Annotated in this window: 19 protein-coding genes; all 19 read right to left on the bottom strand. The window is 38.9% G+C overall.

What is annotated here, in order from left to right; all coding sequences use genetic code 11:
• Nucleotides 1-5: 5 nt before the first annotated feature.
• A complete protein-coding gene (sufD, locus tag RWP09_RS02775; RefSeq protein ID WP_314433791.1) occupies nt 6-1,268 on the bottom strand; it encodes a Fe-S cluster assembly protein SufD in 1,263 nt (420 codons plus the stop codon).
• A gap of 27 nt (nt 1,269-1,295) precedes the next feature.
• Entirely contained in the window at nt 1,296-2,066 is a 771-nt protein-coding gene (gene sufC, locus RWP09_RS02770; protein WP_000114489.1) for a Fe-S cluster assembly ATPase SufC, read from the bottom strand.
• A gap of 149 nt (nt 2,067-2,215) precedes the next feature.
• Entirely contained in the window at nt 2,216-2,410 is a 195-nt protein-coding gene (locus tag RWP09_RS02765; protein WP_001081602.1) for a DUF3272 domain-containing protein, read from the bottom strand.
• A gap of 27 nt (nt 2,411-2,437) precedes the next feature.
• Entirely contained in the window at nt 2,438-4,096 is a 1,659-nt protein-coding gene (gene dnaX, locus RWP09_RS02760; protein ID WP_314433747.1) for a DNA polymerase III subunit gamma/tau, read from the bottom strand.
• A complete protein-coding gene (locus RWP09_RS02755) occupies nt 4,096-4,593 on the bottom strand; it encodes a GAF domain-containing protein (RefSeq protein ID WP_314433745.1) in 498 nt (165 codons plus the stop codon). The genes dnaX and RWP09_RS02755 overlap by 1 nt, the downstream gene beginning before the upstream one ends.
• 122 nt (nt 4,594-4,715) lie before the next feature.
• Entirely contained in the window at nt 4,716-4,973 is a 258-nt protein-coding gene (locus RWP09_RS02750; protein WP_084926903.1) for a DUF896 family protein, read from the bottom strand.
• A 41-nt stretch (nt 4,974-5,014) separates the two neighbouring features.
• The gene (gene glyS / locus RWP09_RS02745) at nt 5,015-7,051 is read right to left on the bottom strand and encodes a glycine--tRNA ligase subunit beta (RefSeq protein WP_314433741.1); all 2,037 of its coding nucleotides are present in this window, start codon (nt 7,049-7,051) and stop codon (nt 5,015-5,017) included.
• A 211-nt stretch (nt 7,052-7,262) separates the two neighbouring features.
• On the bottom strand, nt 7,263-8,180 hold the full coding sequence (glyQ, locus tag RWP09_RS02740) for a glycine--tRNA ligase subunit alpha (protein WP_000038736.1): 918 nt from the start codon (nt 8,178-8,180) through the stop codon (nt 7,263-7,265).
• Nucleotides 8,181-8,215: 35 nt separating this feature from the next.
• On the bottom strand, nt 8,216-8,587 hold the full coding sequence (locus tag RWP09_RS02735) for a GFA family protein (RefSeq protein WP_314433729.1): 372 nt from the start codon (nt 8,585-8,587) through the stop codon (nt 8,216-8,218).
• A gap of 283 nt (nt 8,588-8,870) precedes the next feature.
• Complete coding sequence (locus tag RWP09_RS02730; RefSeq protein ID WP_314433726.1) at nt 8,871-13,673, bottom strand: S8 family serine peptidase; 4,803 nt, start codon at nt 13,671-13,673, stop codon at nt 8,871-8,873.
• A 202-nt stretch (nt 13,674-13,875) separates the two neighbouring features.
• Nucleotides 13,876-15,267 carry a peptidoglycan-N-acetylglucosamine deacetylase PgdA gene (gene pgdA, locus RWP09_RS02725; protein ID WP_314433724.1) on the bottom strand — a complete coding sequence of 464 codons (1,392 nt, stop codon included), beginning with the start codon at nt 15,265-15,267 and terminating at the stop codon, nt 13,876-13,878.
• An 89-nt stretch (nt 15,268-15,356) separates the two neighbouring features.
• A complete protein-coding gene (gene metK / locus RWP09_RS02720) occupies nt 15,357-16,547 on the bottom strand; it encodes a methionine adenosyltransferase (protein WP_101784868.1) in 1,191 nt (396 codons plus the stop codon).
• A gap of 379 nt (nt 16,548-16,926) precedes the next feature.
• Entirely contained in the window at nt 16,927-18,270 is a 1,344-nt protein-coding gene (locus RWP09_RS02715) for a DEAD/DEAH box helicase (RefSeq protein WP_314433721.1), read from the bottom strand.
• 291 nt (nt 18,271-18,561) lie between these two features.
• On the bottom strand, nt 18,562-19,377 hold the full coding sequence (locus RWP09_RS02710; RefSeq protein ID WP_314433719.1) for an endonuclease/exonuclease/phosphatase family protein: 816 nt from the start codon (nt 19,375-19,377) through the stop codon (nt 18,562-18,564).
• A gap of 51 nt (nt 19,378-19,428) precedes the next feature.
• Nucleotides 19,429-21,609 (bottom strand): PTS transporter subunit IIBC, encoded by a 2,181-nt coding sequence (locus tag RWP09_RS02705; RefSeq protein WP_314433716.1) that lies wholly within the window; start codon nt 21,607-21,609, stop codon nt 19,429-19,431.
• Between the two features lie 187 nt (nt 21,610-21,796).
• Nucleotides 21,797-22,723, bottom strand: a complete 927-nt coding sequence (gene ftsX, locus RWP09_RS02700; RefSeq protein ID WP_314433714.1) for a permease-like cell division protein FtsX — start codon at nt 22,721-22,723, stop codon at nt 21,797-21,799.
• Nucleotides 22,716-23,408, bottom strand: coding sequence for a cell division ATP-binding protein FtsE (gene ftsE, locus RWP09_RS02695; RefSeq protein WP_314433712.1), 693 nt, complete (start codon nt 23,406-23,408; stop codon nt 22,716-22,718). Before ftsE ends, ftsX begins: the two co-directional genes overlap by 8 nt.
• A 17-nt stretch (nt 23,409-23,425) precedes the next feature.
• A protein-coding gene (gene prfB, locus RWP09_RS02690; protein WP_314433710.1) for a peptide chain release factor 2 occupies nt 23,426-24,521 on the bottom strand; the annotation gives its coding sequence in 2 pieces (ribosomal slippage) (nt 23,426-24,448 and nt 24,450-24,521; 1,095 coding nt in all).
• Nucleotides 24,522-24,627: 106 nt separating this feature from the next.
• Complete coding sequence (locus RWP09_RS02685) at nt 24,628-25,284, bottom strand: CBS domain-containing protein (protein ID WP_314433708.1); 657 nt, start codon at nt 25,282-25,284, stop codon at nt 24,628-24,630.
• Between the last annotated feature and the right edge of the window lie 34 nt (nt 25,285-25,318).

The raw sequence follows: 25,318 nt of genomic DNA, 5'->3' as shown, positions 1-25,318 counted from the left end.
ACCCCTTAGCGTTTTGACAATTTTTCTTCGATAGTTGCAATCATTTCATCACGAACTTCCTTGACTGGAATCTCAACGATAACGGAGCCAAGGAAACCACGAACAACCAAACGTTCTGCAGTTGCCTTATCTAAACCACGGCTCATGAGGTAGTACATGTCTTCTGGATCTACCTGACCGATAGAAGCCGCATGTCCTGCAGTTACGTCATTTTCATCAATCAAAAGAATTGGATTGGCATCTGAACGCGCTTGGTCTGAAAGCATAAGAACACGGCTCTCTTGTTGGGCATCTGCTCCCTTAGCACCCTTGATGATGTGGCCGATACCATTGAAGGTTAAGGTTGCTTTTTCAAGAATAACCCCATGTTGTAGGATATTTCCGATTGAATTACAACCATAGTTTGTTACACGAGTATCAATTCCTTGCACTTGACGGCCACTTGAAAGAGCTACAACTTTAAGGTCCGCATGGCTACCATTTCCAATCAAGTCGCTATCAAAGTCTGCAACGACGTTCCCTTCGTTCATGACACCGATTGCCCAGTCAATGCTTGCATCGTTGCCTAGTTTACCACGACGGCTAATGTAAGCAGTGACATTTTCACCTAGACGGTCGATCGCAGCAAACTTCACTTGAGCACCAGAACGTGCAATTACTTCTACTGTGATATTAGCAGTTGCTTTAGTACTTCCTTCACCGCGTGACTCTAAACGCTCCAGATAACTAATCTTAGAATTTTTACCAGCGATGATCATAATATGTTTGTTAAACGGCACATCGCTATCGCTGTCTTGATAAAAAATACCTTCGATTGGTTCTTTAATCTCAACATTATCAGGAATGTAGAGAACAGCACCACTGTTGAAATAAGCTGTATGGTAGGCTGCCAACTTGTCATCGTCATACTTAACAGATGACATGAAGAATTCCTCAATAAGCTCTGGAATTTCTTCTAAAGCTGAGTGGAAGTCTGTAAAGACAACACCCTGTTGAGCCAACTCAACTGGAGTTTGCTCAAAAACAGTTTGAGTTCCTACTTGCACCAACTTCAAGTGGTTATCTAGTGCAGTGAAATCTGGAACATTTGCTGATGGCTCATTTTCTGTAATCGTTCCATCACCGAGATTCCAACGGTGGAATTTGACACGCTCAATAACTGGTAATTCCAAAGTCTCAATCTTATCAAAAGCTTTTTGACGGAGGTCAGCCAACCAGCTCGGTTCAGCGTGCATTTCTGAAAAAAGTTTAATATTTTCTTTAGTCATTTACTTCTCCTAAAAGATACGAGGGAATTACAATTCTTCCTTGTAGTCGTAGCCAAGTTCTTCAGCTAGTTTTGCGTATCCTTCACGTTCCAAACGCGCAGCCAATTCTGGACCACCTGAAAGGACAACACGACCTTCCATCATGACGTGTACCACATCAGGTGTGATGTAGTTCAAAAGACGTTGGTAGTGAGTGATAATCATAGCACCAAAACCTTCACCACGCATGGCATTAACACCTTTAGAAACAACTTTAAGGGCATCAATATCAAGACCAGAGTCAATCTCATCCAAAAGGGCAAAAGTTGGTTCCAACATCAAAAGTTGAAGAATTTCATTACGTTTTTTCTCACCACCAGAGAAACCTTCATTGAGGTAACGCTCAGCCATTTCTTCTTTCATGTTGAGCAATTCCATCTTCTCATCCAATTTAGTGATAAACTCACGAACTGAAATCTTCTCATCGTCTTCTTTACCAGCATTCATGGCTGCACGAAGAAACTCAGCATTGGTAATACCAGGAATTTCTGATGGGTATTGCATAGCAAGGAAAAGTCCCATACGCGCACGCTCGTCAACTTCCAACTCAAGGATGTTTACGCCATCAAACAAGACTTCACCTTTGGTAACTTCATAGTTTGGATTTCCCATGATAGCTGCAGAAAGAGTCGATTTACCTGTACCATTTGGTCCCATGATAGCGGCGATTTCTCCTGTTTTCAGGGTCAGGTTAACCCCTTTTAAAATTTCTTTTCCTTCAATCTCAACGTGAAGATCTTTGATCTCTAATACTGACATGATAGTTCCTTTCTTTTTCTGGCCTTTACGGTACTTACTAGAAACATACTTAATTTCCCTAGAAAATACGGTAAAAGGTCAATAAATATACTTTTATAGTATAACAAAAAAAAGCCTAAAAGGCTTTGATTTTGTCTAAAATCTGAGGGCTAGTCTTTTCCTTTTAAATGCTGGTCAATGACGTCTACTATCTTGCCCATCAAGTAACTGACTCGAAAATTTCTAAAGAGCAAAATAGCCCAAAAGGCTGCCATAATATAACGACCAGTCATCCAGGCTTCATTGAAAAAATAGGTCTCAGCAGCTGTAAACAGCGCTATGATAATAAATTGTTGTCTATTCATAAACTTATTGTATCATGAAATCTTTCTTTAGTCTTCCTCTACCTTCACTTTATCAGCCAAAAATTCAAATCCTTCTGGAATCAAACTTTCTTCTTCTACTTCTTTTTCAGTTTGAGTAGATTTGGCTTTGGCTGAAAAGGCTGCGCGAACTTCTTTCCATTCCTCCATGGAAATAGCTAAAATCTCAGGTGAAAAACCTGCTGCCTGACTGAGGATATTGCCAAACATGGTATTGAGATTGTCTCGTTTCATGGTTTGACCAGCATTGAAGTTAGACTCAAAAGCAAGAATAGCATGGTGCTCATTGGCCGCAACTGGTTGAGAACCAACTAACAGAGCCTTATCAGGGCCTCCTAGACTTTCAATCACCTCTCCCCAGGCATTCTGCAGACGAATCAGGTTTTGACGTGCTAAATCAGGATTTTCGACGGCCTCTTGTAGGATAGATTGAACTTTATTACGATCCACACGATAGACTGTCTTGCCTACTACTGGGCGACTTGGAGCTGGACTGGTGGGCTTGGGTATAGTTCCTACATTGGCGAGTTCTTGTTTGAGACGGGCAACTTCCTGTCTCAGTGCAGCAATTTCATGTTCAACCGCCCCTGAAAGAGCTGGTTCAAGCTTAATCTCTGCCAAACGGATAGTCATCATCTCAGCATAAATCTTGGGCTGTAAACTAGACTTAATATCTGCTAAACTAACTGTCGCTAAGCGAATCATTTCAAACAGATTTTCTTGAGGAAGAGCCAAATTTTCTACAAAGACTGGGCTATGATGAGTATTTTCTCCCCCTGTTTGAACAATTAACAAGTCTCTTAAATAGTGCAAAAGGTCGGTCACAAAGCGAGTCATGCTCTTGCCATTGTCAAAAAGAAGATTTAAGCAAGCTAAGGCCTTTGGAACATCCTGTTGAGACAAGGATGCCACATAATCATCCAAGGCTGATAGACTAATGGTGCCAGTGATTTCTTCAGAGATGGCAGTCGTCAACTCGTTTCCCTGTGTCAAACTCAGAGCTTGGTCCAAAATAGACAAGGCATCTCGCATTCCACCTTCAGCACGTCTTGCAATGATTTCCACAGCTTCTAGCTCGGCACTAATATTTTCTTTTTCTAAGATATAGCGGATATGTTCCTTAATATCCTGTGTTTTAATTGATTTAAATTCAAAACGTTGCACACGAGATAGAATAGTGGCAGGAATCTTGTGCAATTCAGTAGTGGCCAAAATAAAGACAACATTCTGTGTTGGTTCTTCCAGCGTCTTTAGAAGGGCATTGAAAGCCCCTGTAGACAACATGTGAACCTCATCTATGATATAAACCTTATAACGAGCAAGGCTAGGCGCATAGGTAGATTTATCACGAATTTCACGGATTTCATCCACCCCGTTATTAGAGGCAGCATCCATTTCAATGACATCTTCTAAACTACCATCCGTCACTGCTTGACAAATATAGCAGTTATTACAAGGTTCACCACCCACTTGATTTGGACAGTTCATAGCTTTGGCAAAAATCTTAGCTACACTGGTTTTTCCCGTTCCACGTGGACCAGAAAAAAGATAAGCGTGACTTATTTTCTCTTGCTCTACTGCTTGTTTAAGAGTCTTAGCCACAACTTCCTGTCCAACCAACTGGGAGAAGTTTTGACTTCTATATTTTCGATAAAGTGCTTGATACATTAGGCTTTCTCCCCAAACATTGTAAAGTCCCATTCTGTCTTTTCAAGCAAAATAGCGACAAATTGCTCCAAATAATCTCGATCCATAGCATCATAATCATCAATCTCTGAAGAATCAAGATCCAGAACTCCAAGTAATTGACCATTCTTAACCATCGGAACAACAATTTCACTTTTAGCTCGACTATCACAAGAAATATAGTTGGGATAAGTTGTTACATCACCAACCAGAACAGTTTCCTGAAAATGAGCTGCCTCCCCACAAACACCCTTGCCTAGTGCAATACGGATGCAGGAAACACCTCCTTGGAAGGGACCTAAAATCAATTCCTCTCCATCGAACAGATAAAAGCCTGCGAATACGGTATTAGGAAAGCGTGATTTTAAAAGAGCACTGGCGTTGGAAAGATTAGCCAAAACATTACTTTCACCTTCCAATAAAAAAGAGAGCTCTTCATTTAACATTTGATAACGTGATTGTTTTTCTGATTCTAACATAGAACTATTATATCAAAAAAGACTTACAGACAAAAGAAAAAAGAAAGGACGAAACTTGTCCTTTCTCGATATTAACTTTTGGTTATTCTTTCATCCATCCTTGTTAAAAGAAAGAATACTAATTATGAATTTGGGTCATCGAGACTACGGCCATGTAAACCTTTTTCACGTTGTACCTGACGTAGTTTTTCTGGTGTAACATCATTTCCTTCTTCATCCACAATTTTGATCCCTTCTATATGGTGACGAACAGTACGACGATAACCTTCGATGTACTCCTCACGTAGTTTAGCTTGTTCCACTTTTTCTTCTGGGGTCAAGCCTTCTGTTTTTTTCTTTTTAGCGAGCTCGTTGATACGAGCAATTTTTTTCGGATCCATTTTTTCTCCTTTATGGTAAGATAAAGTCCGTTTATCAAATTTTATTTAGTGTTAATTTGGTTAAAACGAGCAAGCTTAGCTGCTTTTTGAGTTAAACGAGACAAGATGGCCAAACGATTTTGACGGACAGACTGATCTTCTGCCATTACCATGGTATTCTCAAAGAAGGCATCAATGACTGGGCTAAGAGCAAAGAGTTGTTTTAATTGCTGACTGGCAGTCCCTGACAAAACGAGTGATTCGACGGCTTCTGCCAAGGCTTTCTCTTCTTCATTTTCAAAGAGAGCTGAATCAACTGTAGCAACTCCTTCTGCTTTCTCAGCCAAATTAAAGGCACGAGAAAGTGATTCAACAGACGGTTTGAAGTCTTCTTCCTTACTTGCTTCTACGAGAGCACTTGCCGCTTCCAACATATTCGCTACGACAAAGTTTGATCCTGCAAGAACGGCTTCCTTGATATCTTTTGGAGTAGACCCCATCATCTTATCAACACGAGCCTTGATAAAGTCCATAACCTCTGCCTTATTTCCATAAGTCAAGCTGTCAAATGTTAAAGCATAAAGGCTATCAATCAGCTCGTCCATAGCAATGTGCCAACCAAAGGCATCCAAGATACGAACCACACCTTGAGTCGCGCGACGAAGGGCATAAGGGTCATTAGAACCTGATGGAATCAAGCCTACTGAGAAGAAGCTCAAAATCGTATCCAATTTGTCTGCAATGGCAAGCACTGCGCCGACCTTGCTCTCTGGAAGTTCTCCTTCAGCTGATGTAGGCATGTAGTGTTCACGAATAGCAGCTGCCACTGCTGGAGTTTCACCAGCAAGAAGGGCATATTTCTCCCCCATAATTCCTTGGAGCTCGTCAAATTCACCAACCATACCTGTCAACAAGTCAAACTTGTAAATGGCTGCCGAGCGGGCTAGGTCAAGAGTTTCATTGGCAGATAATCCTGCTTTTTCTGCTAAAAGTACAGCGATTTGACCCGTACGAATCATATGTTCACGAAGGGAACCAATTTTCTCATGGAAAGTCACATTATTTAATTTTTCAACAAGATCTGAAATGATCAATTTTTGGTCTTCACGCCAGAAGAATTCACCGTCTTCCAAGCGGGCTACCAAGACTTTTTCATTTCCTTTGATGACATTTTCCAAATGCTCTGCGTTTCCATTACGAACAGAAATAAAGTTTGGCAGGAGCTTGCCATCTTGATCACGAACAACAAAGTAACGTTGGTGTTCTTTCATCGAAGTCACCAAGACTTCTTCTGGAACTTCAAGGTATTTGGCATCAAAGCTTCCCATAAAGGCAGTTGAGTATTCAACCAAGTTCAAGACTTCATTAAGCAAATCCGCATCAATTTCAATACGTACACCATGTTCAGCTTCTATTGCTTTGATTTGGTCAACAATCATTTGCTCACGTTCACGTGGATCTGCGATTACAAACTGTGAACGAAGGTCTTCTTCATAGCTCAAGGCTGACTGAATTTTGGTTTCTTTCCCCAAGAAACGATGACCACGGCTGACACGATCTCCCTTGATATCAAGGAAATCCAAATCAAATTCTTCTTCATCTAAAAGAACAGTTAAAGTGTGAACAGGACGAATGTATTCAAAGCTATTTTCAGCCCAGTGCATGCTGACAGGGAAAGTCAGTGACTTCAAGACATCCACAACACCAGGAACAATGGCTTCAACTGCTTGACCAACTTCTTCCTTAGTGACATAGACATATTCTTCACCCTTTATTTCACGGAATTCGATATCTTCAACAGTCAATCCTTTTCCACGGACAAATCCTTGAGCTGCTTTGGTGAAGTTTCCATCACTATCCAAGGCAATTTTCTTTGCTGGCCCCTTAAAATCTTCTGTCAAATCAGCCTGTTTGTCTGCAAGACCAGTTACACGAACAGCCAAACGACGTGGTGTTGAGAAGGTCTGAATAGCTTCAAAAGACAGGCGGTTTTCCTTGAGGAAGGCTGCCATTTTTTCGCCTAGTTGTTTTTCACTTGGTGTGACAACATAGGCTGGTAATTCTTCAAGACCGAGTTCTACTAATAAGTTTTTTGTCATGTTTTTTCTCCGAAAAGTATCTTTTTATTTTCCAATTTGCCTTATGTGATTGGCACGCAAGCAACCAACTTCGTTGTTTCATTGCTAAAATTGGAGCCAAAAGTCTCCAATTTTGCCTAGTATACTTAGCTTCACTAAGGATACCTTCATCACTGCGGCAACTGGCTCAGGGCTCACTCTGTTCGCCCATTTTCGTAATTTGTCACTCTCTTTATTCTGCGTCTTCTGCTAAGAGTTTAGCTCGTGTTTCTTCATCTAAAAGTGGGTAGCCTAGGCGTTTGCGTTCTGCGACAAAGGTTTTGGCTACGACACGGGCCAAGTTACGGATACGAGCGATATAGCCTGCACGCTCTGTTACAGATACTGCACCACGCGCATCAAGCAGGTTAAAGGTATGTGAACATTTGAGAACATAGTCATAGGCAGGGTGCACCAATCCTTCTTCCAAGGCACGACCAGCCTCTTTTTCAAACTTGTCAAAGTTTTCAAGCAACATTTCTTGATCTGAAATTTCAAATGAATATTTTGAGTGCTCATACTCAGGCTGAATAAAGATTTCTCCGTATTTTACACCATCAGCCCACTCGATATCATAGACAGAGTCTACTTCTTGAATGTAAGAAGCCAAACGCTCCAAACCATAGGTAACTTCCGCAGTCACAGGGCCAGTTGCCAATCCACCGACTTGTTGGAAATAAGTAAACTGAGTGATTTCCATCCCGTCAAGCCAAACTTCCCAACCAAGACCAGCTGAACCAGTTGATGGGTTTTCCCAGTTGTCCTCAACGAAACGAATATCGTGTTCCAAAGGATTGATTCCCAATTTTTCCAAAGATTCAAGGTAAAGCTCTTGTATATTTGATGGAGAAGGTTTCATGACCACTTGGAATTGGTGGTGTTGGTAAAGACGGTTAGGATTTTCTCCGTAACGACCGTCAGCAGGACGACGTGATGGCTCTACATAAGCTGCATTCCATGGCTCAGGTCCGATAGCTCGAAGGAAAGTGTAAGGACTCATGGTTCCCGCACCTTTTTCATTGTCATAAGCCTGCATAAGCATACAACCTTGGTCATTCCAAAATTGTTGCAAAGTAAGGATGATTTCCTGGAAAGTCAATTTTTTAGACATTGTTTTCTCCTTTTATTCATATTATCTTTTTAAATTTATTTATCAAGCAACCACGAAAAAGCTGGGTCCTGAAAAATATGACGTTTGGGAACAGTTTGTAAATTCTGATCGCATTCATCTATTGTTCCTAACTTCAAAGCGCAAACTTCTGGTATATTTTCTTGAGTAGTGAAAATTTGACTGTGACAGTTCTGGCAGTAATAGCGCTGTTTTCCTGGAGAAGAACTATAGGAAACAAGCTTTTCTTTTCCATGCAATACTAGCTTTTCACTGCTAACTTTAGCATTAACTGTATAGGCAGACGCAGTTGCTTTCCGACAAAATGAGCAATGACAAAAAACTAATTCCGATAATTCCTCATCTAGAGTGTAGGTCACTGCTTTACATAAACAAGATCCTTTAAGCATTATGCTCCTTTCTACTTAGGCATTAGACGAATTCAAAAAGAACCGAATTTCAACACCCAAGCCTTGCGACTAGGGGCGTCAGAAACGCGGTTCCACCCTAATTTATTACTTCATTGTTTTTGAAAATACTACAGAAAGCGCCAGTTCTTTATTTTGCCCTACTTGGCTCCCACTATCCCAAGCTCGCTTGAAGAACGCCATAAGACTTTCTTTCCTGCTGACTATTATATCAGAATTGTAACATACTGTAAATCAAAAACTATAGAAAGATGTATAGTATTCTCTACTCACTTTTTGAAAAAGATGCAAGTCCAATAACTGACAATAAAAGAGAAATTCCAGAAATACTTAGAATAATAGAAATCATGTTATTCTCACCAGTGGCTGGTAATTGTTTTCCTTCTTTGTTGACTGTAGCTAAAAGCACTTGTTGACCACTTCCAGCTAGTGTTTTATTCTCATGATTAGCTTCTATAATTGATGGAGTTTTCTCAATTTTATCATTGCTAATTGAAGGCTTAATAGTTGAGACTTGTCTATTGTGACTTACTAATTTAACAGGTTGCACTTGAGAAACTGGCTTAATCGATGCAACTTGTTTAGCTGGATTAACTGCCTTAACTGGTACAACTGGTTTAGTTGGATTAACTGGTGCAACTTCTTTAGTTGGATCAACCGGCTTAACTGGTGCAACTGGTTTGGTTGGAATCTCTACTTTATTAGCCTTCAGTTTTACAGTCGTCTCTTTTAGAGCATTGATTACTGCATTAATTTCTTCTTGACTAGCTTCTGAATTTTCTAAAAGTAGCTTAGCTTTGCTGAAAATAAGATTATATGCATCCTTCTCCTCTTTACTAGCTGTCAAAAATCTTGGATCTTTGTCTTGGAACTTCACTTCATCCACGATAACATTTTTTAGGCTCATGAAATCTGTTTCTTTCCCATTCAGCTGTTCTTGTGCTTTCAAGAAAGTGGTCAATAGACGATCGATTTCATCTTGAGTTATCAAATCTTTTGTAATTAATAATGCTAAGAGTTTAAATTCACGATCATATTGACCTTTGCGTTCTTGATCAGAATTTATATATTTACCTTTTTTAACTGTCTCAGCATATGCTTTAATGGCATTCTTCAATGATGTGATATCAGATTCCTTACCATCCAATGTTTGCATAGCAGACTCTAAAGCCTTAACAATTTGGTCAATTTTATCTTGGTTAAGTTTACTTCCCAATGCTAGTTGCGCATCTTTGACACTTTGGTCAAACATCTCTTTTAAATTCTGTTTTGTATTATAATATCTTGGAGTTTTAACTACTTCCATTTGTTTATTTAAAGCTGCAATCAAGGCTAACTTAGAAACAACTGAAAGTGACAAAACATTATTTTGACCAAACAGAACTTTAAATGGTTGAAGATTATCAAGTAATTCATAACCGTTTGACAGATTTACAAGAACCTTATATTCACCAGGAACCACTTTCTTACCATAAGAATGTTTACCATATGTTTCAGCTGGCAAGACTTGACTCTGACCGTCTTCACCTACCAAAGTAATCGTTGTAGTTCCAGGAACAGCTTGATTAAAGCCAACCGTTACTGGGGCATATTTCATTTTGTTAGCCAAGAAGGTAATAGTTTGAAAACTATTTTCTTTCGTTAAATCAAATTCCTTAGATAAGGCACTCACAAATTTCAACTCTGTACGGTCATAGCTAAAAATTTCTGCAACATAATGTCCAAATTTCAAGAAATTAATATCTTTTGATTTATCAACAGTTACATATTGGCCTTCACTATTTTTAATGCGATAAACATAAGTCGTATCAATCTCACTCTTTGTTTTATTATTTAATATAGCAATTTTTACACGGCCACTATTTTCTTCACCTACAAGATTTTTTAGAGATATAAAGTCTACATTTCCCGCAAAGTCTTCCACATAATAGAAGATTTTCGATTTATCAATGTTCTTAGGAAGTGTATAACTACCATCTTCATTTTGTTTGATAATTTGATACTGTTCGATTTCTGAATCTGTCGATTCTCTATTTTCAGAAGGACGAATATAAAAGACTTTTTCTAAAAGAATTCCCCCATTTCCTACATCCTGAGGTTTACGAGCTATAAATTGTTCTTGATCTTTTTGAGAACGAATATATCCCGAAGTAATCAGAGGTTTTTGTGTATCGATTTGAATTTTAAATGTTGTGTATTGTTCTTCAGCTCCAGGGACATCTGGCTTATAACTAATAACATAGTCATAAATTCCATCAGAGACTCGATTTCCGTTAGAATCTTTTCCTCCCCAAGCTGTTTTATCTAGAACGTAACTTCTTGGATTTCTAGTATCGCCATCAAAATAATTTTTTACAAGGTCTGTTGGACGACTTTTCCAAATAGGGTTACTATGTGTTGTATCTGAAGAATCATAAACTGTTGCACGAAGATTTACCAAGTTTCTATAAACAAGAGTTTTAAATTGAACAGAATCTTTATTACCATCATCGTTTGGTGAGATAGCAAGGCGGATGTTCCCCTTTTCATCTAATTGAAGATGGTATTTTCCTTCGGCATCTTGTTTCACTCCGAGTACAGTCACTCGATTTCCTTGACGCTCTGCTTTTAAAACATTTAAATCATTTTCAGAACTTGTTAAATAAGTTGCATCGTCCGAAGGTGAAATTTCTGGACTATCTTTATCAATTTTAGAGTAAAATCCACTTTTTCCTTCCTGAATCAAATTATAAATTGGTTTTTCTATTGCAGGTAGATTTTGGAATTCTCCCTTAAATCCCATAAATGGTAAACCAATAACAGAACCATCATCTGCAGGATTGACAAATCTAACAAATCCTTCTAGAAAATAACCATTTGGCATTATTTTACTAAGTTCTTCAGTAAACTTACTTGTATCTACTCTAACTGTTACCGTCTTCGTACTATGAGCTTTCACAGTTACTTCAGGCCAGACTGTTTCAGTTAGTTTTCGTGGACGGAGAGTGAATTTCCCTTCGTTAACTTCATCCGTATTTGTATTTACAAGCATCTTCAATGTTTGGTCTTTGTCAGAAATATTATGAATTGTAACTTCAAAGGTAAATTTATCACCAACATTGCCAAGAGTAACACTTGGATAGTTATTTGTACCTGTTACAAATAGATCTGTGCTGGTTGCCGCCATCGTGTCAACTACACCGGCACCTTGCTGACGTGGAGAAGTATAGGCTCCAGTTTGTTTATTAAAATGTGGTTTTGCAGTAGACATAATTAAAGCTTTTACAATCTCTGAAATTTGACTAGCTGATAATTCAGGATGTTTCTTTGCTAAATATTCTTTGACTAGTGCTGCGACACCAGCTATATGAGGAGCCGCCATACTTGTTCCACTGATACTTCCATAACTATTGTCATTAAATGATGAATAGATATTCCCACCAGGTGCAGTAACATCTGGTTTCAATTGTCCATCTGTTGTAACTCCCCAACTTGAAAAATCTGACAATTGGTCTGCAACATCTGATTTACGATTATCCATCTTATGATTAAAGACAATTTTATACTGACCAGATTTAAGAATTTCACCATAATGTTTTGAAATAAAGACAGATGGGATTTTCTTAGCATCACCTGTAACAGACATACTAACATTTGCACCTTCAACGTTGTTATAAATTAAAACTCCAGCTGCACCGTGTTGAAGAGCATTTTTAATCTTATCAGAGAAATGGATTTTACCACGTTGAATCAGTGCTAACTTGCCTCTTACATCAATATTAGCAAAATCTTCTTCACGACCAATACCCGCTGCTACATATTCGTATTCTTTCCCTTTTTCAAAATCTTTTTCTGCTTCAGGTCTATTAAAATCAAACTTACCATAATCAAGTTTAGTATCATTTTCTAAACCTTTTACTTCAAAGACTTCAGTAGTTAGAATTTTATTATTAATCGAAGCAACAGAAATTGAATCTTCTACTGTAGAGGGATTTCCAACCAGTCCGTAATCAGGATTTTCTGCTAATGGTTGTGAAAAACCTCTACCGAAAGTATTGCTATTACCAGCAGCAATAACAACAGATACTCCTTTAGCGCGTGCTCTTTTTACTGCTTCAATAATATCTGAACCTGCATCTACCGTTGAACCCGCACCTGCACCCAAACTCATATTGATCACATCTGCACCTAACGCAACTGCGTCATCAATGGCTTTTACATAAAAGGTAGATGCTGTAGTTTTATCTCTGTCTGAAAAAACTCTCATAAATATTATTTGAGCTTCTGGTGCAACTCCATATACCTTCTCAGAATTCGGAGCTTTATTAACTGGATTTCCAGCTACAATACCAGTAACGTGCATTCCATGAGACTCTTTTTCAGCCTCTTTTATATTATCTGTTCCATCAAAGTAATCATAAGCATATACTACCTTGTCACTGTACCATTTCCCATAGTCAATACCAGCAGCCTTTTTAGCTTTTTCGATATCATTCTGATTTTTAAATTTCGCCTTTGACGGATCAGAAATACGCAGAACCTCATGATTCAAATCAAGCCCTGAATCTATAACAGCGACTACAGTACCTTCCCCTTTGTATCCTTCTTCCCATGTTTTAGGAACAGTAATCATTTCATTACTGGAGATACTATTTGGCTTTTCTTTATGTCTGCTTTGAGATAAGGACTGTGATTGTGAACTTTCGGAAGAAGAACTGCTTTTTACTGCTGATTCTTCCTTCTTCTCTTCACTTTTTATAGCAGTCTTTTCTTTCTGTGTGATTACATTCTTGTCTGACTTATTATCTCTATATTCTATAGAATCATCTTGTTTTAATGACTCTGTCACTTCTGTTTTTTCCTTTGAAGGAGAATCTAGAGCATTCTTGTCAGCCGTGACTGGCGGTGCGAGCTTATTTGAATCATCTAATTTATTAATTGTTACTGCATGTGTAACTTGATTGGATGTTTCAATTTTTCCCTCATCGGCACTAACCTGTGCGAAAGTAAATCCGAATACAAAGACCGATAGCAGAAAAATCGTTGCTATTTGGTACTTTTGATGACAAAAATCTTTGCAATCTTCCATAAAATCACTCCTTTTTATTTAAATTAAAAGTATTATATACTAAATTATCAGAAAATTCTATCAAAAAAATATTTTGTAACAAAATTGTAATGTTAATCATATCATACGATTTAAACATAAAAAAATTAGCCTTGAGTGATACAAGACTAAATTTCTTTATTGAAAAATTACTTACTATTGAACTGGTCTTTCAGCAACCTTCTTACTGATTACGGTCATAGAATAATTCGTGTGATTTTAATCGTGAATTAAGCATTTCTGGAACTGTTACAAAGTCATAACCTTGCCCTTTCAAATAGTCAATAACCTTCGGTAAAGCATGTACCGTCTCAGCATGGATATCATGCATGAGAATAATAGAACCATTCTTGACTTGACGCTGAATTTCTGTCAAAATAGCTGCTTCATTTTTACTCTTCCAATCCAGACTATCCACATTCCACATAATAAAGCTCAAATCTAAGCTATTGCGAATGTCGTCTGTAATGGCTCCATAAGGGGGACGCATGAGCTTAGAACTAGAACCCAACACTTTAGTTAGTGCAGCCTCAGTATCAGTTATTTGTTTTTTGGCTTCATCAAGCGAAAGTTTTGAAAGAACTGGATGGCTCCAACTATGGTTTCCAATGACATGACCATCCGATTTCATGCGTTTCAAAATCTCTTCATTACCAGCAACATTCTTACCTAAAACAAAGAAAGTAGCCTTAATTCCATACTTAGAAAGAATATCTAATGCTTGAGTTGTTGTTGCAGGATTTGGTCCATCATCAAAAGTCAAGGCTACTACTTTACGATTTTTCTTCTCCAAATAAGCTTTATAAAGTTCCGCATCCTTATCTAGCAAATATGAGGACTGAATAAGCTCAAAGAAACTAGATACTGGCAAGGCAATCTCATCTAGATTTTCAACTTCCTGACTTGGATAAAGAATAATTTGGCTATCCTTATAATCAAAGTTCCATGCAGACAAGTCTTGATCAGAGAAGCCTTTAACAAGCTGATCGACCTTTTCTTGCTCCAATTTCTTATCCTGTAAGAAAGAAGTCAGTTCTTTTGTCAGCTTTTCTTTGGCTTTACTAGCATCTGAAAATAATTGATCAAGTGTAAAAAGTTTGCCATCTTCTGTCAAATGGACTTTTGCCAGACTAGTTTTTTCAGTCTCTTCAACTTTTGACCAAGTTAAATCATAGACTTGTTTCATCACACTTCGGTTAACAATCCCTTTTAAAGTCGAATCCTGTTTTTCCGTATAATAAAAAACCAGATTTTCTTTGTCTTCCAGATTTTTCTTGATATCCTGTGTCATGATTTCTTTTACGGACGAAATCACTTGTTCTCCTTGGAGAGGATAATAGGCAATCACTTCAGCTTGTCCCTTACGAAAATGATCTTTCTGATTTTCCTCACTCAATTGATCATCTTTCTCTTTTTTGAGAGATTCAATCTTTTGTTCAAAACTTTTTTTTGTATAAACTTTGTAACCAATCATCGTTCCAAGGACACAAATACTTACTGAAAAGATAGCTACTAGGGCTATTAAACCGATTCTCTTTTTATCGTATTCAACACGATTTGCTCTACTTTTATCCATAAGACCATCATATCAAATTCAGGCTATAATTTCAATGATTTTAGAGAAAACAGTATATTAAAAAGAGAGGAAGTTCCCCTCTTAAAATTTTATTTGACTGCTTCTTTCAAAGCATCTACCTTGTCCAAACGTTCCCATGGAAGGTCAATATCTGTACGTCCCATGTGTCCATAAGCCGCTGTTTGACGGTAAATTGGACGTTTAAGATCCAGCATTTGGATAATCCCTGCAGGGCGAAGGTCAAAGATTTGACGAGCCGCTTTTTCAAGCTTGCTTTCAGCTACTGTTCCTGTACCGAAAGTATCGATACGAACGGAAACTGGTTGGGCCACACCGATGGCATAGGCCAATTGCACTTCTGCCTTCTTAGCCAAACCTGCTGCAACGATGTTCTTGGCAATGTAGCGAGCCGCATAAGAAGCTGAACGGTCCACTTTAGTCGCATCCTTACCAGAGAAGGCACCTCCACCATGACGAGAGTAGCCACCATAGGTATCCACGATGATCTTACGACCAGTCAAACCTGAATCCCCTTGAGGTCCACCGATTACAAAGCGACCAGTTGGATTGATGAAGAATTTGGTTTGCTCATCCAAGTAAGAAGCTGGAATAACTTCCTTGATAACCTTGCTAATGACATCATTGTGAATTTGTTCGTTGCTGACTTCTGGATCGTGCTGAGTTGAAATAACAACTGTATCCACACGTACTGGACGGTCATTTTCATCATACTCAACTGTAACTTGTGATTTTGCATCTGGGCGAAGATAACTGATTTCCCCAGACTTACGAAGTTCTGCCAGACGACGAACCAACTTATGACTGAGTGAAATTGGTAATGGCATGAGCTCTTCTGTTTCATCCACTGCAAATCCAAACATGAGCCCTTGGTCTCCAGCTCCAATCAAGTCCAATGGATCTTGGTCTGCATTTCCACGAACCTCCAAGGCTTCGTTAACACCTTGGGCAATATCTGGTGACTGCTCAACAAGTGACGGATGGACTCCCACTGTCTCAGCAGAAAAACCATATTCTGTATTAGTGTAGCCAATCTCTGCAATGGTATCACGAACCACACGGTTAATATCCACATAGGCATTTGTAGATATTTCACCAAAAACATGGACGGAACCAGTGTATACAGCTGTCTCAGCAGCAACGTGCGCTTCTGGATCTTTGGCTAAAATAGCATCCAAAATCGCATCTGAAATTTGGTCTGCAATCTTATCTGGATGCCCCTCAGATACAGATTCAGACGTGAATAATTTACGTTCTGACATAAAAATGTCCCCCCTTAAAAATAGTGTTATAGAGTTACAAAGTACTGATAGGTATTTCTATAGTCTAAGAGTTACGACGCGAAAGAAATAAAAACGATAATTTTTTATTTCTGAAGCTAGTAAGGCGCATAGGATAACCGCCCTATAGCGGCAACCGTAGAATGACGAGCGACTACTTTGAAGACGTCAGTCTTTGCGAATTACAAAGTACTGATAGGAAAACTCTTAGTGATAAATGCCTACCATCTTATCGGGACTATATAACTTCATCATTATATCATTTTTTAACGCAATTTGCAGTCTTTAATGTGATCTTTCAATATAGATATTTCGCTTTCATAAATAAAAAAGTTGGAGCTCAGTACTCCAACAATTACTATTAAAATGTTTGGCGTTTCGCTTTACGCTCTGCACGACCGCGAGCACGATTTTCAGTGCGCTTGGTCTTTCGGCGTTTTTCATCAACCGCCCATTGAATTTTCTTCTTATAACCCGGTTTAACTTTTTTCTTTTTCTTTTTAACTAAACCAATCATTTCGATATCAAGCTTATCTTGTTTTTTCTCACGATTTGCACGACGGTCACGGTCATAGGTATCTTGAAATTCTCCATCTTTTACCATCTTAGGAGTAAACTTAATTCCTAATTTCTCCAACTCACGGATATCCGAGTCATCACTTGGCTGGTAAAGGGTAATAGCTGTACCTGGTAGGCCATTGCGTCCAGTACGACCAACACGGTGCACAAAGAAGGATAAGTCTTGCGGAATGGCATCATTGATGACATGGCTGACACCTTCAATGTCAATTCCACGCGCTGCCAAATCTGTTGCGACAATATACTCAAAATCCAGATTTTTCACTTGATTCATGATACGTTTGCGCTCACGAGGGGCAATATCCCCATGGATTTTTGCCACCTTCAAGCCTTGAGCAGTCAGGTAAGCATGCAATTCATCAGCACGCGTTTTAGTGTTAACAAAAATCATTGCCAAATACGGTTGCATCAACTGAGTCAACTGGTAAATTTGAGCATTCTTATCTCGTCCCTTGGTCGAAATCAACCAATTATCAATGGTATCAGAAATGACCGTTTTGGTCTTGATTTTCTCCATAACAGGATTTGATAAGTATTTTTTCAAGAATGGTTGCAGTTTTTGTGGAATAGTCGCTGAGAAGACCATGAATTGCAAGTCTTTTGGAAGGCTGCCAGCAATCTTATCAACAGTTTCTAAGAATCCCATATCCAAGGTCATATCTGCCTCATCAACCACAAAGGTCCTAGCCCTGTGAATAGCTAGGTCACCAGACTTAACTAAGTCATAGATACGGCCAGGTGTTCCAATAACAATATGAGGCTGATTGCTTGCCAATTTCTCAATCTGGCGAGCCTTATCTGTACCACCCACATAATTAACCACACGAACTTCCACCTCTGAGTAGGCTGCAATCTGACGGGCTGCTTGGTAAATTTGAGTAGCTAATTCACGGCTCGGTGCAGTAATGACTGCTTGAACACTATCGCTGGCTTCATCTAATTGCTGGAAAATCGGTAACAAGAAAGTGTGAGTCTTACCCGAACCTGTTTTTGACTCACCGACCAGGTCACGACCTGCCAAAACAATCGGAATCAACTTATCTTGCACCTCTGTAGGAGTTGTAAATTTTAACTCCTCCAAGGCTTCTCTAATATAGTTTTTAAATTGAAATTTCGTAAATGACATAATATCCTCGATTCTATCTATCTTACCAATTATACCATATTTTATTCCATTTCAGTAGCCTCACTTATTTAAGCTATTTCCAGTAGCTTCTCTAGTCAGAAAAAGGCTGGAATTTTATAATCCCACCCTCTTTTCATACTCAATGAAAATCAAAGAGCAAACTAGGAAACTAGCCGCAGGTTGCTCACAACACTGTTTTGAGGTTGCAGATAGAACTGACGAAGTCAGTAACATCTATACGGCAAGGCGACGTTGACGTGGTTTGAAGAGATTTTCGAAGAGTATCAGTTATTATTTCCAGCTTAAAATAGCACTCAAGCCATAGTGATCACTCACTTGTGGACTCTTGTTACCATCAAATACGACATGTAAATTTTCCACCGTTAACTCTTTGGTAGTAAAGACATAATCGATTCGAAGGGGTTCTGTGTTCCCTTTCCATCCATCAATTTCAGGTGGAACAGTATAGCTACCACTTTTCTCTTGAGCAACTTCAAATGCGTCTTGTAAGCCTAATGGACTAGCTAAAATAGCTTGGTAACCTTCCTGACCAGCTGGGTTGTTGAAATCTCCAGCTAGCAAAAGTGGCTTGTCCAATTCTTTCAATACTGCCTCAAATCGTGCCCATTCTTCTTGGAAACCTTTATCCCACCAAGAAAGGTGGACACTGGCAACTGCAAGCTCCTTACCATCAACTACAGTTTCAGCCAAGGCAACACGGCGTGTATGATAGTCTGTTGGATCATCCACATCTGAAACCAAAATTTCTCTGGCTTCAATAGGTGTTTTAGACAAGATAGCCACACCTTCATGGTAACGATCATAACCGATATGGTTATAGGCCCAAGTCCAGTAGTAATCTTTCCCTTGCTCTGACAACTTTTCAACCAAAAGTCTAACATAATGGTCTTGGTGAATAGGCTCAGCTGCTGGCAAAGCTTGATAAAGGTCATTAACCTCTACCTTAGGCGAGGTAATCTCCTGATTGATTTCTTGGAAACAAATCAAATCATAGTCTTTATCAAGAATATCTTCAAGCAAAAGCTGGAATTTTTCCTCGGCTTCTTTTTCCATCCAGCTATGAGTATTGAGTGTTAAAAATTTCATGCTTTTCTCCTAAAACAAGAGGTTGGAAAACAGCTTCCAACCTCAAGTATATTACAATTCTACTTTAGCAACTGCTGTTTTAGCTGCAAGAGAACCTGTTTGTTCTAATTTAACTGATTTAATAGCTTCAGCATTTGTGAAGACAACCACTGTTGAAGTTTCACGATCTGCTGCACGGATAGCATCCAAGTCAGCTGTAACAAGAAGATCACCTGCTACAACTTTTTGTCCTTCAGTTACATGAACTGTAAATGGTTTTCCTTCAAGACTTACTGTGTCCAAACCAATGTGAACAAGTACTTCAAGACCTGCTTCAGTCACAAGACCAAGAGCATGTTTTGTAGGGAAGATGCTTGATACAGTACCTGAAACTGGAGATACAATGTTTCCATTTGCAGGTTCTACAGCAAATCCGTCACCCATCATTTTTTGCGCAAATACTGGATCTTTTACTTGTTCCAAAGCAATAACTTGACCGTCTGCTACTGAGTAAACTTCCTCAGTAAGACCTTTGAATTGAACAGTATTTTGTTGCGCTTCTGTCATTTGACTTGGAAGAGTTTCAGGAATGATTTCACCTGAATCAAGGATATCTTGGATATCAGATTTCAATACGTCTGCTTTTGGACCGTAGATAGCTTGAACTCCTTGTCCTTTCATGACAAGACCCATAGCTCCTTCTGCTTTCCATTGTTCTGCATCACCGACTTTGTCAGCATCTTTAACAGTTACACGAAGACGAGTCATACATGCATCAACATCAACGATGTTTGCACGTCCACCAAGAAGGTTGATAATGTTTACAGCTTGAGAACCTGCTGCAACTTTCACTTCGCTGCTAGCTTCTTCTGAACCTTCAGCAGTTTCGTAGTTTCCGTTACGTCCTGGAGTTGCATAGTTGAATTTTTGAATCATGAAGTTTGCGATAAAGTACATGATTACGGCAAAGAGAACTGTTACCCAAATAAAGTTAACGATATCCATACCGATACCAGCACTAATCGCAATAGGTGTACGAGTTAAGAACTCGATTGAACCAAATGAGTGCATGCGTAGGTTCACGACGTCAGCCATAGCGAAGGCAGCACCTTGAACAAGTGAGTAAACAAGATACATAGGTGTTGCGACGAACATGAACATGTATTCGATTGGTTCAGTAACCCCTGTCAAGAATGTTGCGAGAGCTGTCGCAATCATCATACCTTTGTATTTATGTTTCTTGTCAGCATCGACATTACGGTAGATAGCAACGATGACACCCATCAAGATACCGAATGAACCGATCATTTGTCCAACTTTGAAACGAGCTGGATGTACTGTATCTAACAAGTGTTGATATTGAGTAGCATCAGTACCTTTAAGGTTTACAAGGTCTGTTACCCATGCAAGCCAAAGTGGATCTTGACCAAATACTTGGCTACCTTTTGCTGCACCAGTTAAGACTTCATAAGTACCACCAAGAGCTGTGTAGTTCATTGGGATAGTCAACATGTGGTGAAGACCAAATGGCAAGAGCAAACGTTCCAATGTACCATACAAGAATGGTGCAAGGATTGGAGCAGTTTCTTGTGAGTTAGCAATCCAGATACCAAAGCTATTGATACCAGTTTGCACAAGTGGCCAGAAAGCTGAAAGTACAATTGCAGCAATTATTGAACGAAGAATAACTACAAACGGTACAAAACGTTTTCCGTTAAAGAATGAAAGTGCATCAGGAAGCTTACGGAAGTTATAGTATTTATTGTAAGCAGTTGCTCCAATAAAACCAGAAATAATCCCTACGAAGACACCCATGTTAAGTGCTGGGGCTTCCATAACACTAATGAAGTAATCAGCAACTTTGATTGAACCACCAAAGAGAGTTGTGACCATAGCATCTGGATTTTTCAACATATCGCCTGATACACCAAAGATTGTACCAGTGATACGATTGATTAGGATAAAGGCAAGACCTGCCGCAAACGCACCACCAGCGCGTTCCTTAGCCCAGCTTCCTCCAATAGCGAGGGCGAACAAGATATGAAGGTTAACTATAACTCCCCAACCGATTTGCTCTAGTACACCACCAGTAATAACGAGTGGTGCAAAGGTTGGGTTAATCATCACGATAGACTTACCGATTGAAATCATCAAACCAGCAGCCGGCATAACCGCGATAACCACCATCAAAGCCTTACCGAATTTTTGCCAAAATTCGAAAGACAAGACATTTTTGAATGTATCTTTCATCATTCAAATCTCCTTTATTTTTATTTAGGCAAACGTTTTACGAAAACGTTTGCACTTAACTATGTATTCATTATACCACTTTAAATTTTTTTGTAAAGGCTTTTATTAAAAAAATTAAGAAAAAAAGAAAGTTTTTATACTTCCTTTTTTTATATTTGTATTATTATAATAATATTTTGACGATGTGCTATCAAACCTTTAAGAAACGTCGCATTGAAATTCCTGATCCAATTGAACCGATAAAAATTCCAATGACAAACAATAAGGCAATCATCAGTGGACTGAATACTTCTGGTGAAATCATAGAAAGGTTTTGACCTACTAATGACTTATTAACCGATTGGTAAACCATTTGATAAACAACTAGTACTAAAACCGATGGAAGGGTTGCTCCAAGTAATCCGATGAAAGCCCCTTCAAGTAGGAATGGTCCTCTGATATAGCTATTCTTAGCCCCAACCAAGCGCATAATTTGAATTTCTCGACTGCGGGAAATAATTGTAATACGAATGGTATTAGAAATCAAGAAGACTGCTATGAAAATCAAGAGGCCCGCAATAACTAGTCCCCAGACACGAATAAATGAGGCTAACTTAAACAAGCGTTCTGTATTAGCACCACCATCTTGAACTTCTGATACACCTTCAATTTTCTTAGCCTCTTCCGCTACTGTCTTTACATCACTTGGTGTGTTAGTATCTACAATATATGCATCATAGAGAGGATTGGCGTCACCATCAAAGATTTTCCAGTTGTCCCCCATTGTCTCAGTTAATTTTTCATATTGTTCTTCCTTACTTGAAAAAGTAACACTTTTAACGGTTGACATACCTTTCAAAGCATCATATACCTTATGGTAGTCGTTATTTGTAACAGTTTGACCTTCTTTTTCAATAGTCTCACTATTATCAGCTACATCCTTACGAATGTATACCATTACTCGGACATTATTTTCAATATCTGTAGCTAGTTTCGCTGTATTGAAAATAACAGATGCAAACAAAGCAACAAGTGTCAAAGTAATCATAACCGAACTGACAGCTGCTACTGTCATCCAGCCATTTCGTTTCAAACTTTTTAATGATTCAAATAAATGACGAAAAAATCTACTAATCATCGTATCCATATTCTCCTTTAGCTTCGTCACGAACGACACGGCCATTTTCAATGGCAATGACACGGTGGCGCAAGGTATTTACAATCTGACTGTTGTGGGTAGCCATCAAGACAGTTGTACCTTGGAGATTGATGCGTTCCAATAAATTCATGATTTCCCATGAATTATCTGGATCCAAGTTTCCTGTTGGTTCATCGGCTATCAATACTTTTGGATTGTTTACAATAGCACGCGCAATTGCAATCCGCTGTTGTTCTCCCCCTGAAAGTTCATTTGGGAAAGAACGAACCTTATGCTTCAATCCAACCAAGTCTAAAACTTCCATCACCCGTTTTTTGATATTACGGTGACTCTCACCAATAACTTCCATTGCATAAGCAATATTTTCATAAACGGTTTTCTTTGGTAACAGTTTATAATCTTGGAAGACAACCCCAACACTACGACGTAGAAGTGGGACATCTTTCTTTTTAATCTTAACCAGATTAAAACCAGCAACTGAAAGACTTCCTTTATCGATTTTTACTTCACGATACAGAGAACGAATGAAGGTTGACTTCCCTGCTCCTGAAGGTCCTACAATGTAAGCAAATTCTCCCGGTTGAACGCTTACCGAAACACCACGTAGGGCAGTCGTTCCGTTGTCGTATTTTTTGACGACATCTCTCATTTCAATAATTGACATGTGAGTTCCTTTCTATCTTAGCTGATGCGCCACTTGAGATAGGCATCGATAAAACCATCTAGATCTCCATCCATAACCTTATCTACTTGTGCAACTTCAAAGCTAGTTCGGTGATCTTTTACCATAGTATATGGTGTGAAAACATAAGAACGGATTTGGCTTCCCCATGTGATTTCTTTTTTCTCACCCTTGAGGGAATCGACTTCCGCGGCTTTCTTTTCTTGCTCCATTTGATAGAGTTTGGCCTGTAACATCTTCATAGCACGATCTCTATTTCCATATTGGGTACGATCGACCGTTGACTGGACGACAGTTCCCGTAGGAATGTGTGTTAAACGTACACCTGTTGAAACTTTATTGACGTTTTGTCCACCAGCTCCACCTGAACGGAAGGTGTCCATCTTGATGTCATCTTCACGGATTTCCACTTCGATGGTATCATCCAACTCAGGCATCACTTCTACAGATGTAAAAGAGGTATGGCGACGTTTGGCAGAATCAAATGGCGAGATTCGCACCAGACGGTGCACACCCATTTCCGACTTGAGAAGGCCATAGGCGTTAGGTCCTTCAAATGATAAAGTTACTGACTTGATACCAGCCTCATCACCTGCTTGATAATCCAAGACTTCTACTTTAAAGCCTTTAGCATTACCATAACGAGTATACATACGAAGCAACATATCACCCCAGTCCTGCGCCTCTGTACCACCAGATCCTGGATGGATTTCCAAGATGGCATTATTATGGTCATAAGGTTCTGACAAGAGAAGGGTCATCTCGTAACTAGCCATCATCTTATCAAGTTCGGCTAACTGCGTTACCAATTCTTCATGCACAGACTCATCTTCAGCTAAAAAGTCCAATAAAATTTCAACTTCATCCTGCAACTCTTCCATTTTGTGGAAAGTGTTATAGGTGTTTTTTAATTCATTTAATTCTTGCGACGTTTTTTGGGCCGCGATATTATCGTTCCAAAAATCAGGTTCTGTCATCTTGTTTTCTAAGATGGCAATCTCTTCCTCTAAGCCTTCGAGGTCAAAGAGACCCCCTGAAAGAAGCTAATTTTTCACGATTTGCGTCAATTTTCTGACGAATTTCTGAAATGTCCATAAATACTCCTTTTTTGTATCGTTTTATTATACCATATTCTCTCATTTCTTTCCATCTTTTGCTCTAACCCCCTTTTCATGAAAAAGAAGCCTTTCGGCTTCCCTTCTTATAGAACTTTCGCAGAAGTGCGACTAATCTCTTCTACTTGAATATTTTCAGATTCAAATTTTTGCTTTAAGGCTGGCAAATCAACTGAGCCATCGATTTGCACTTCGATAATCACCTTACCATCCTTACGTGGAATATTGACGGTATGGGAGATATTCAAATTTTCTTCTACAATCAAAGAAACAATCTTACCAAGAACGCCGATTTCATTTTCCGTAACAAAGCGCACACGAATTCCTTCTTCTCCATAACCAGCAATTTCAAGAAAGGCTTGGAAAACGTCACGGTCCGTAATAACTCCGTATACTTGATGATTATCTACGACAGGAAGAATACCAATCTTGTTTTTCAACATCAAATAAGTTGCATCCTCTAGACTGGCATAGCCTGAAACAGTGACAACATCGCGGATCATGACATCTTTTACTTTTGTCTTATTTAGAAGATAATTCATCTCATAGATAGAAAGACTTGTTGCCTTGGATGGACTAGCTTGGGCAATGGTTCCCTCAGTCACCAAACCAACCAATTGATCATTTTCGATAACAGGCAAACGGTGCAATCCTTGCTCTCTCATCAAATCTGCTGCATGAGATACTGTTGTATCTGGACTAATATACACTACCTTGCGGGTCATAAAATCTTTAACTGCCATGAGACTTCTCCTTTTCTATTCTTATCCCTATTAT

Origin of the sequence: uncultured Streptococcus sp., assembly GCF_963521255.1 — a bacterium.
GTDB lineage: Bacteria > Bacillota > Bacilli > Lactobacillales > Streptococcaceae > Streptococcus.
Note: the sequence above shows the minus strand (reverse complement) of the source record. Positions and strands in the feature narration are given on the sequence as shown.

Coding starts and splice junctions, on each gene's coding strand:
- RWP09_RS02755 (WP_314433745.1), bottom strand. CDS start 4,593: ATGTTAGAATCAGAAAAACAATCACGTTATCAAATGTTAAATGAAGAG.
- RWP09_RS02730 (WP_314433726.1), bottom strand. CDS start 13,673: ATGGAAGATTGCAAAGATTTTTGTCATCAAAAGTACCAAATAGCAACG.
- ftsE (WP_314433712.1), bottom strand. CDS start 23,408: ATGTCAATTATTGAAATGAGAGATGTCGTCAAAAAATACGACAACGGA.
- RWP09_RS02685 (WP_314433708.1), bottom strand. CDS start 25,284: ATGGCAGTTAAAGATTTTATGACCCGCAAGGTAGTGTATATTAGTCCA.
- RWP09_RS02715 (WP_314433721.1), bottom strand. CDS start 18,270: ATGTCATTTACGAAATTTCAATTTAAAAACTATATTAGAGAAGCCTTG.
- metK (WP_101784868.1), bottom strand. CDS start 16,547: ATGTCAGAACGTAAATTATTCACGTCTGAATCTGTATCTGAGGGGCAT.
- sufD (WP_314433791.1), bottom strand. CDS start 1,268: ATGACTAAAGAAAATATTAAACTTTTTTCAGAAATGCACGCTGAACCG.
- glyQ (WP_000038736.1), bottom strand. CDS start 8,180: ATGTCTAAAAAATTGACTTTCCAGGAAATCATCCTTACTTTGCAACAA.
- ftsX (WP_314433714.1), bottom strand. CDS start 22,723: ATGATTAGTAGATTTTTTCGTCATTTATTTGAATCATTAAAAAGTTTG.
- RWP09_RS02735 (WP_314433729.1), bottom strand. CDS start 8,587: ATGCTTAAAGGATCTTGTTTATGTAAAGCAGTGACCTACACTCTAGAT.
- pgdA (WP_314433724.1), bottom strand. CDS start 15,267: ATGGATAAAAGTAGAGCAAATCGTGTTGAATACGATAAAAAGAGAATC.
- dnaX (WP_314433747.1), bottom strand. CDS start 4,096: ATGTATCAAGCACTTTATCGAAAATATAGAAGTCAAAACTTCTCCCAG.
- RWP09_RS02710 (WP_314433719.1), bottom strand. CDS start 19,377: ATGAAATTTTTAACACTCAATACTCATAGCTGGATGGAAAAAGAAGCC.
- RWP09_RS02750 (WP_084926903.1), bottom strand. CDS start 4,973: ATGGATCCGAAAAAAATTGCTCGTATCAACGAGCTCGCTAAAAAGAAA.
- RWP09_RS02765 (WP_001081602.1), bottom strand. CDS start 2,410: ATGAATAGACAACAATTTATTATCATAGCGCTGTTTACAGCTGCTGAG.
- glyS (WP_314433741.1), bottom strand. CDS start 7,051: ATGACAAAAAACTTATTAGTAGAACTCGGTCTTGAAGAATTACCAGCC.
- RWP09_RS02705 (WP_314433716.1), bottom strand. CDS start 21,609: ATGATGAAAGATACATTCAAAAATGTCTTGTCTTTCGAATTTTGGCAA.
- sufC (WP_000114489.1), bottom strand. CDS start 2,066: ATGTCAGTATTAGAGATCAAAGATCTTCACGTTGAGATTGAAGGAAAA.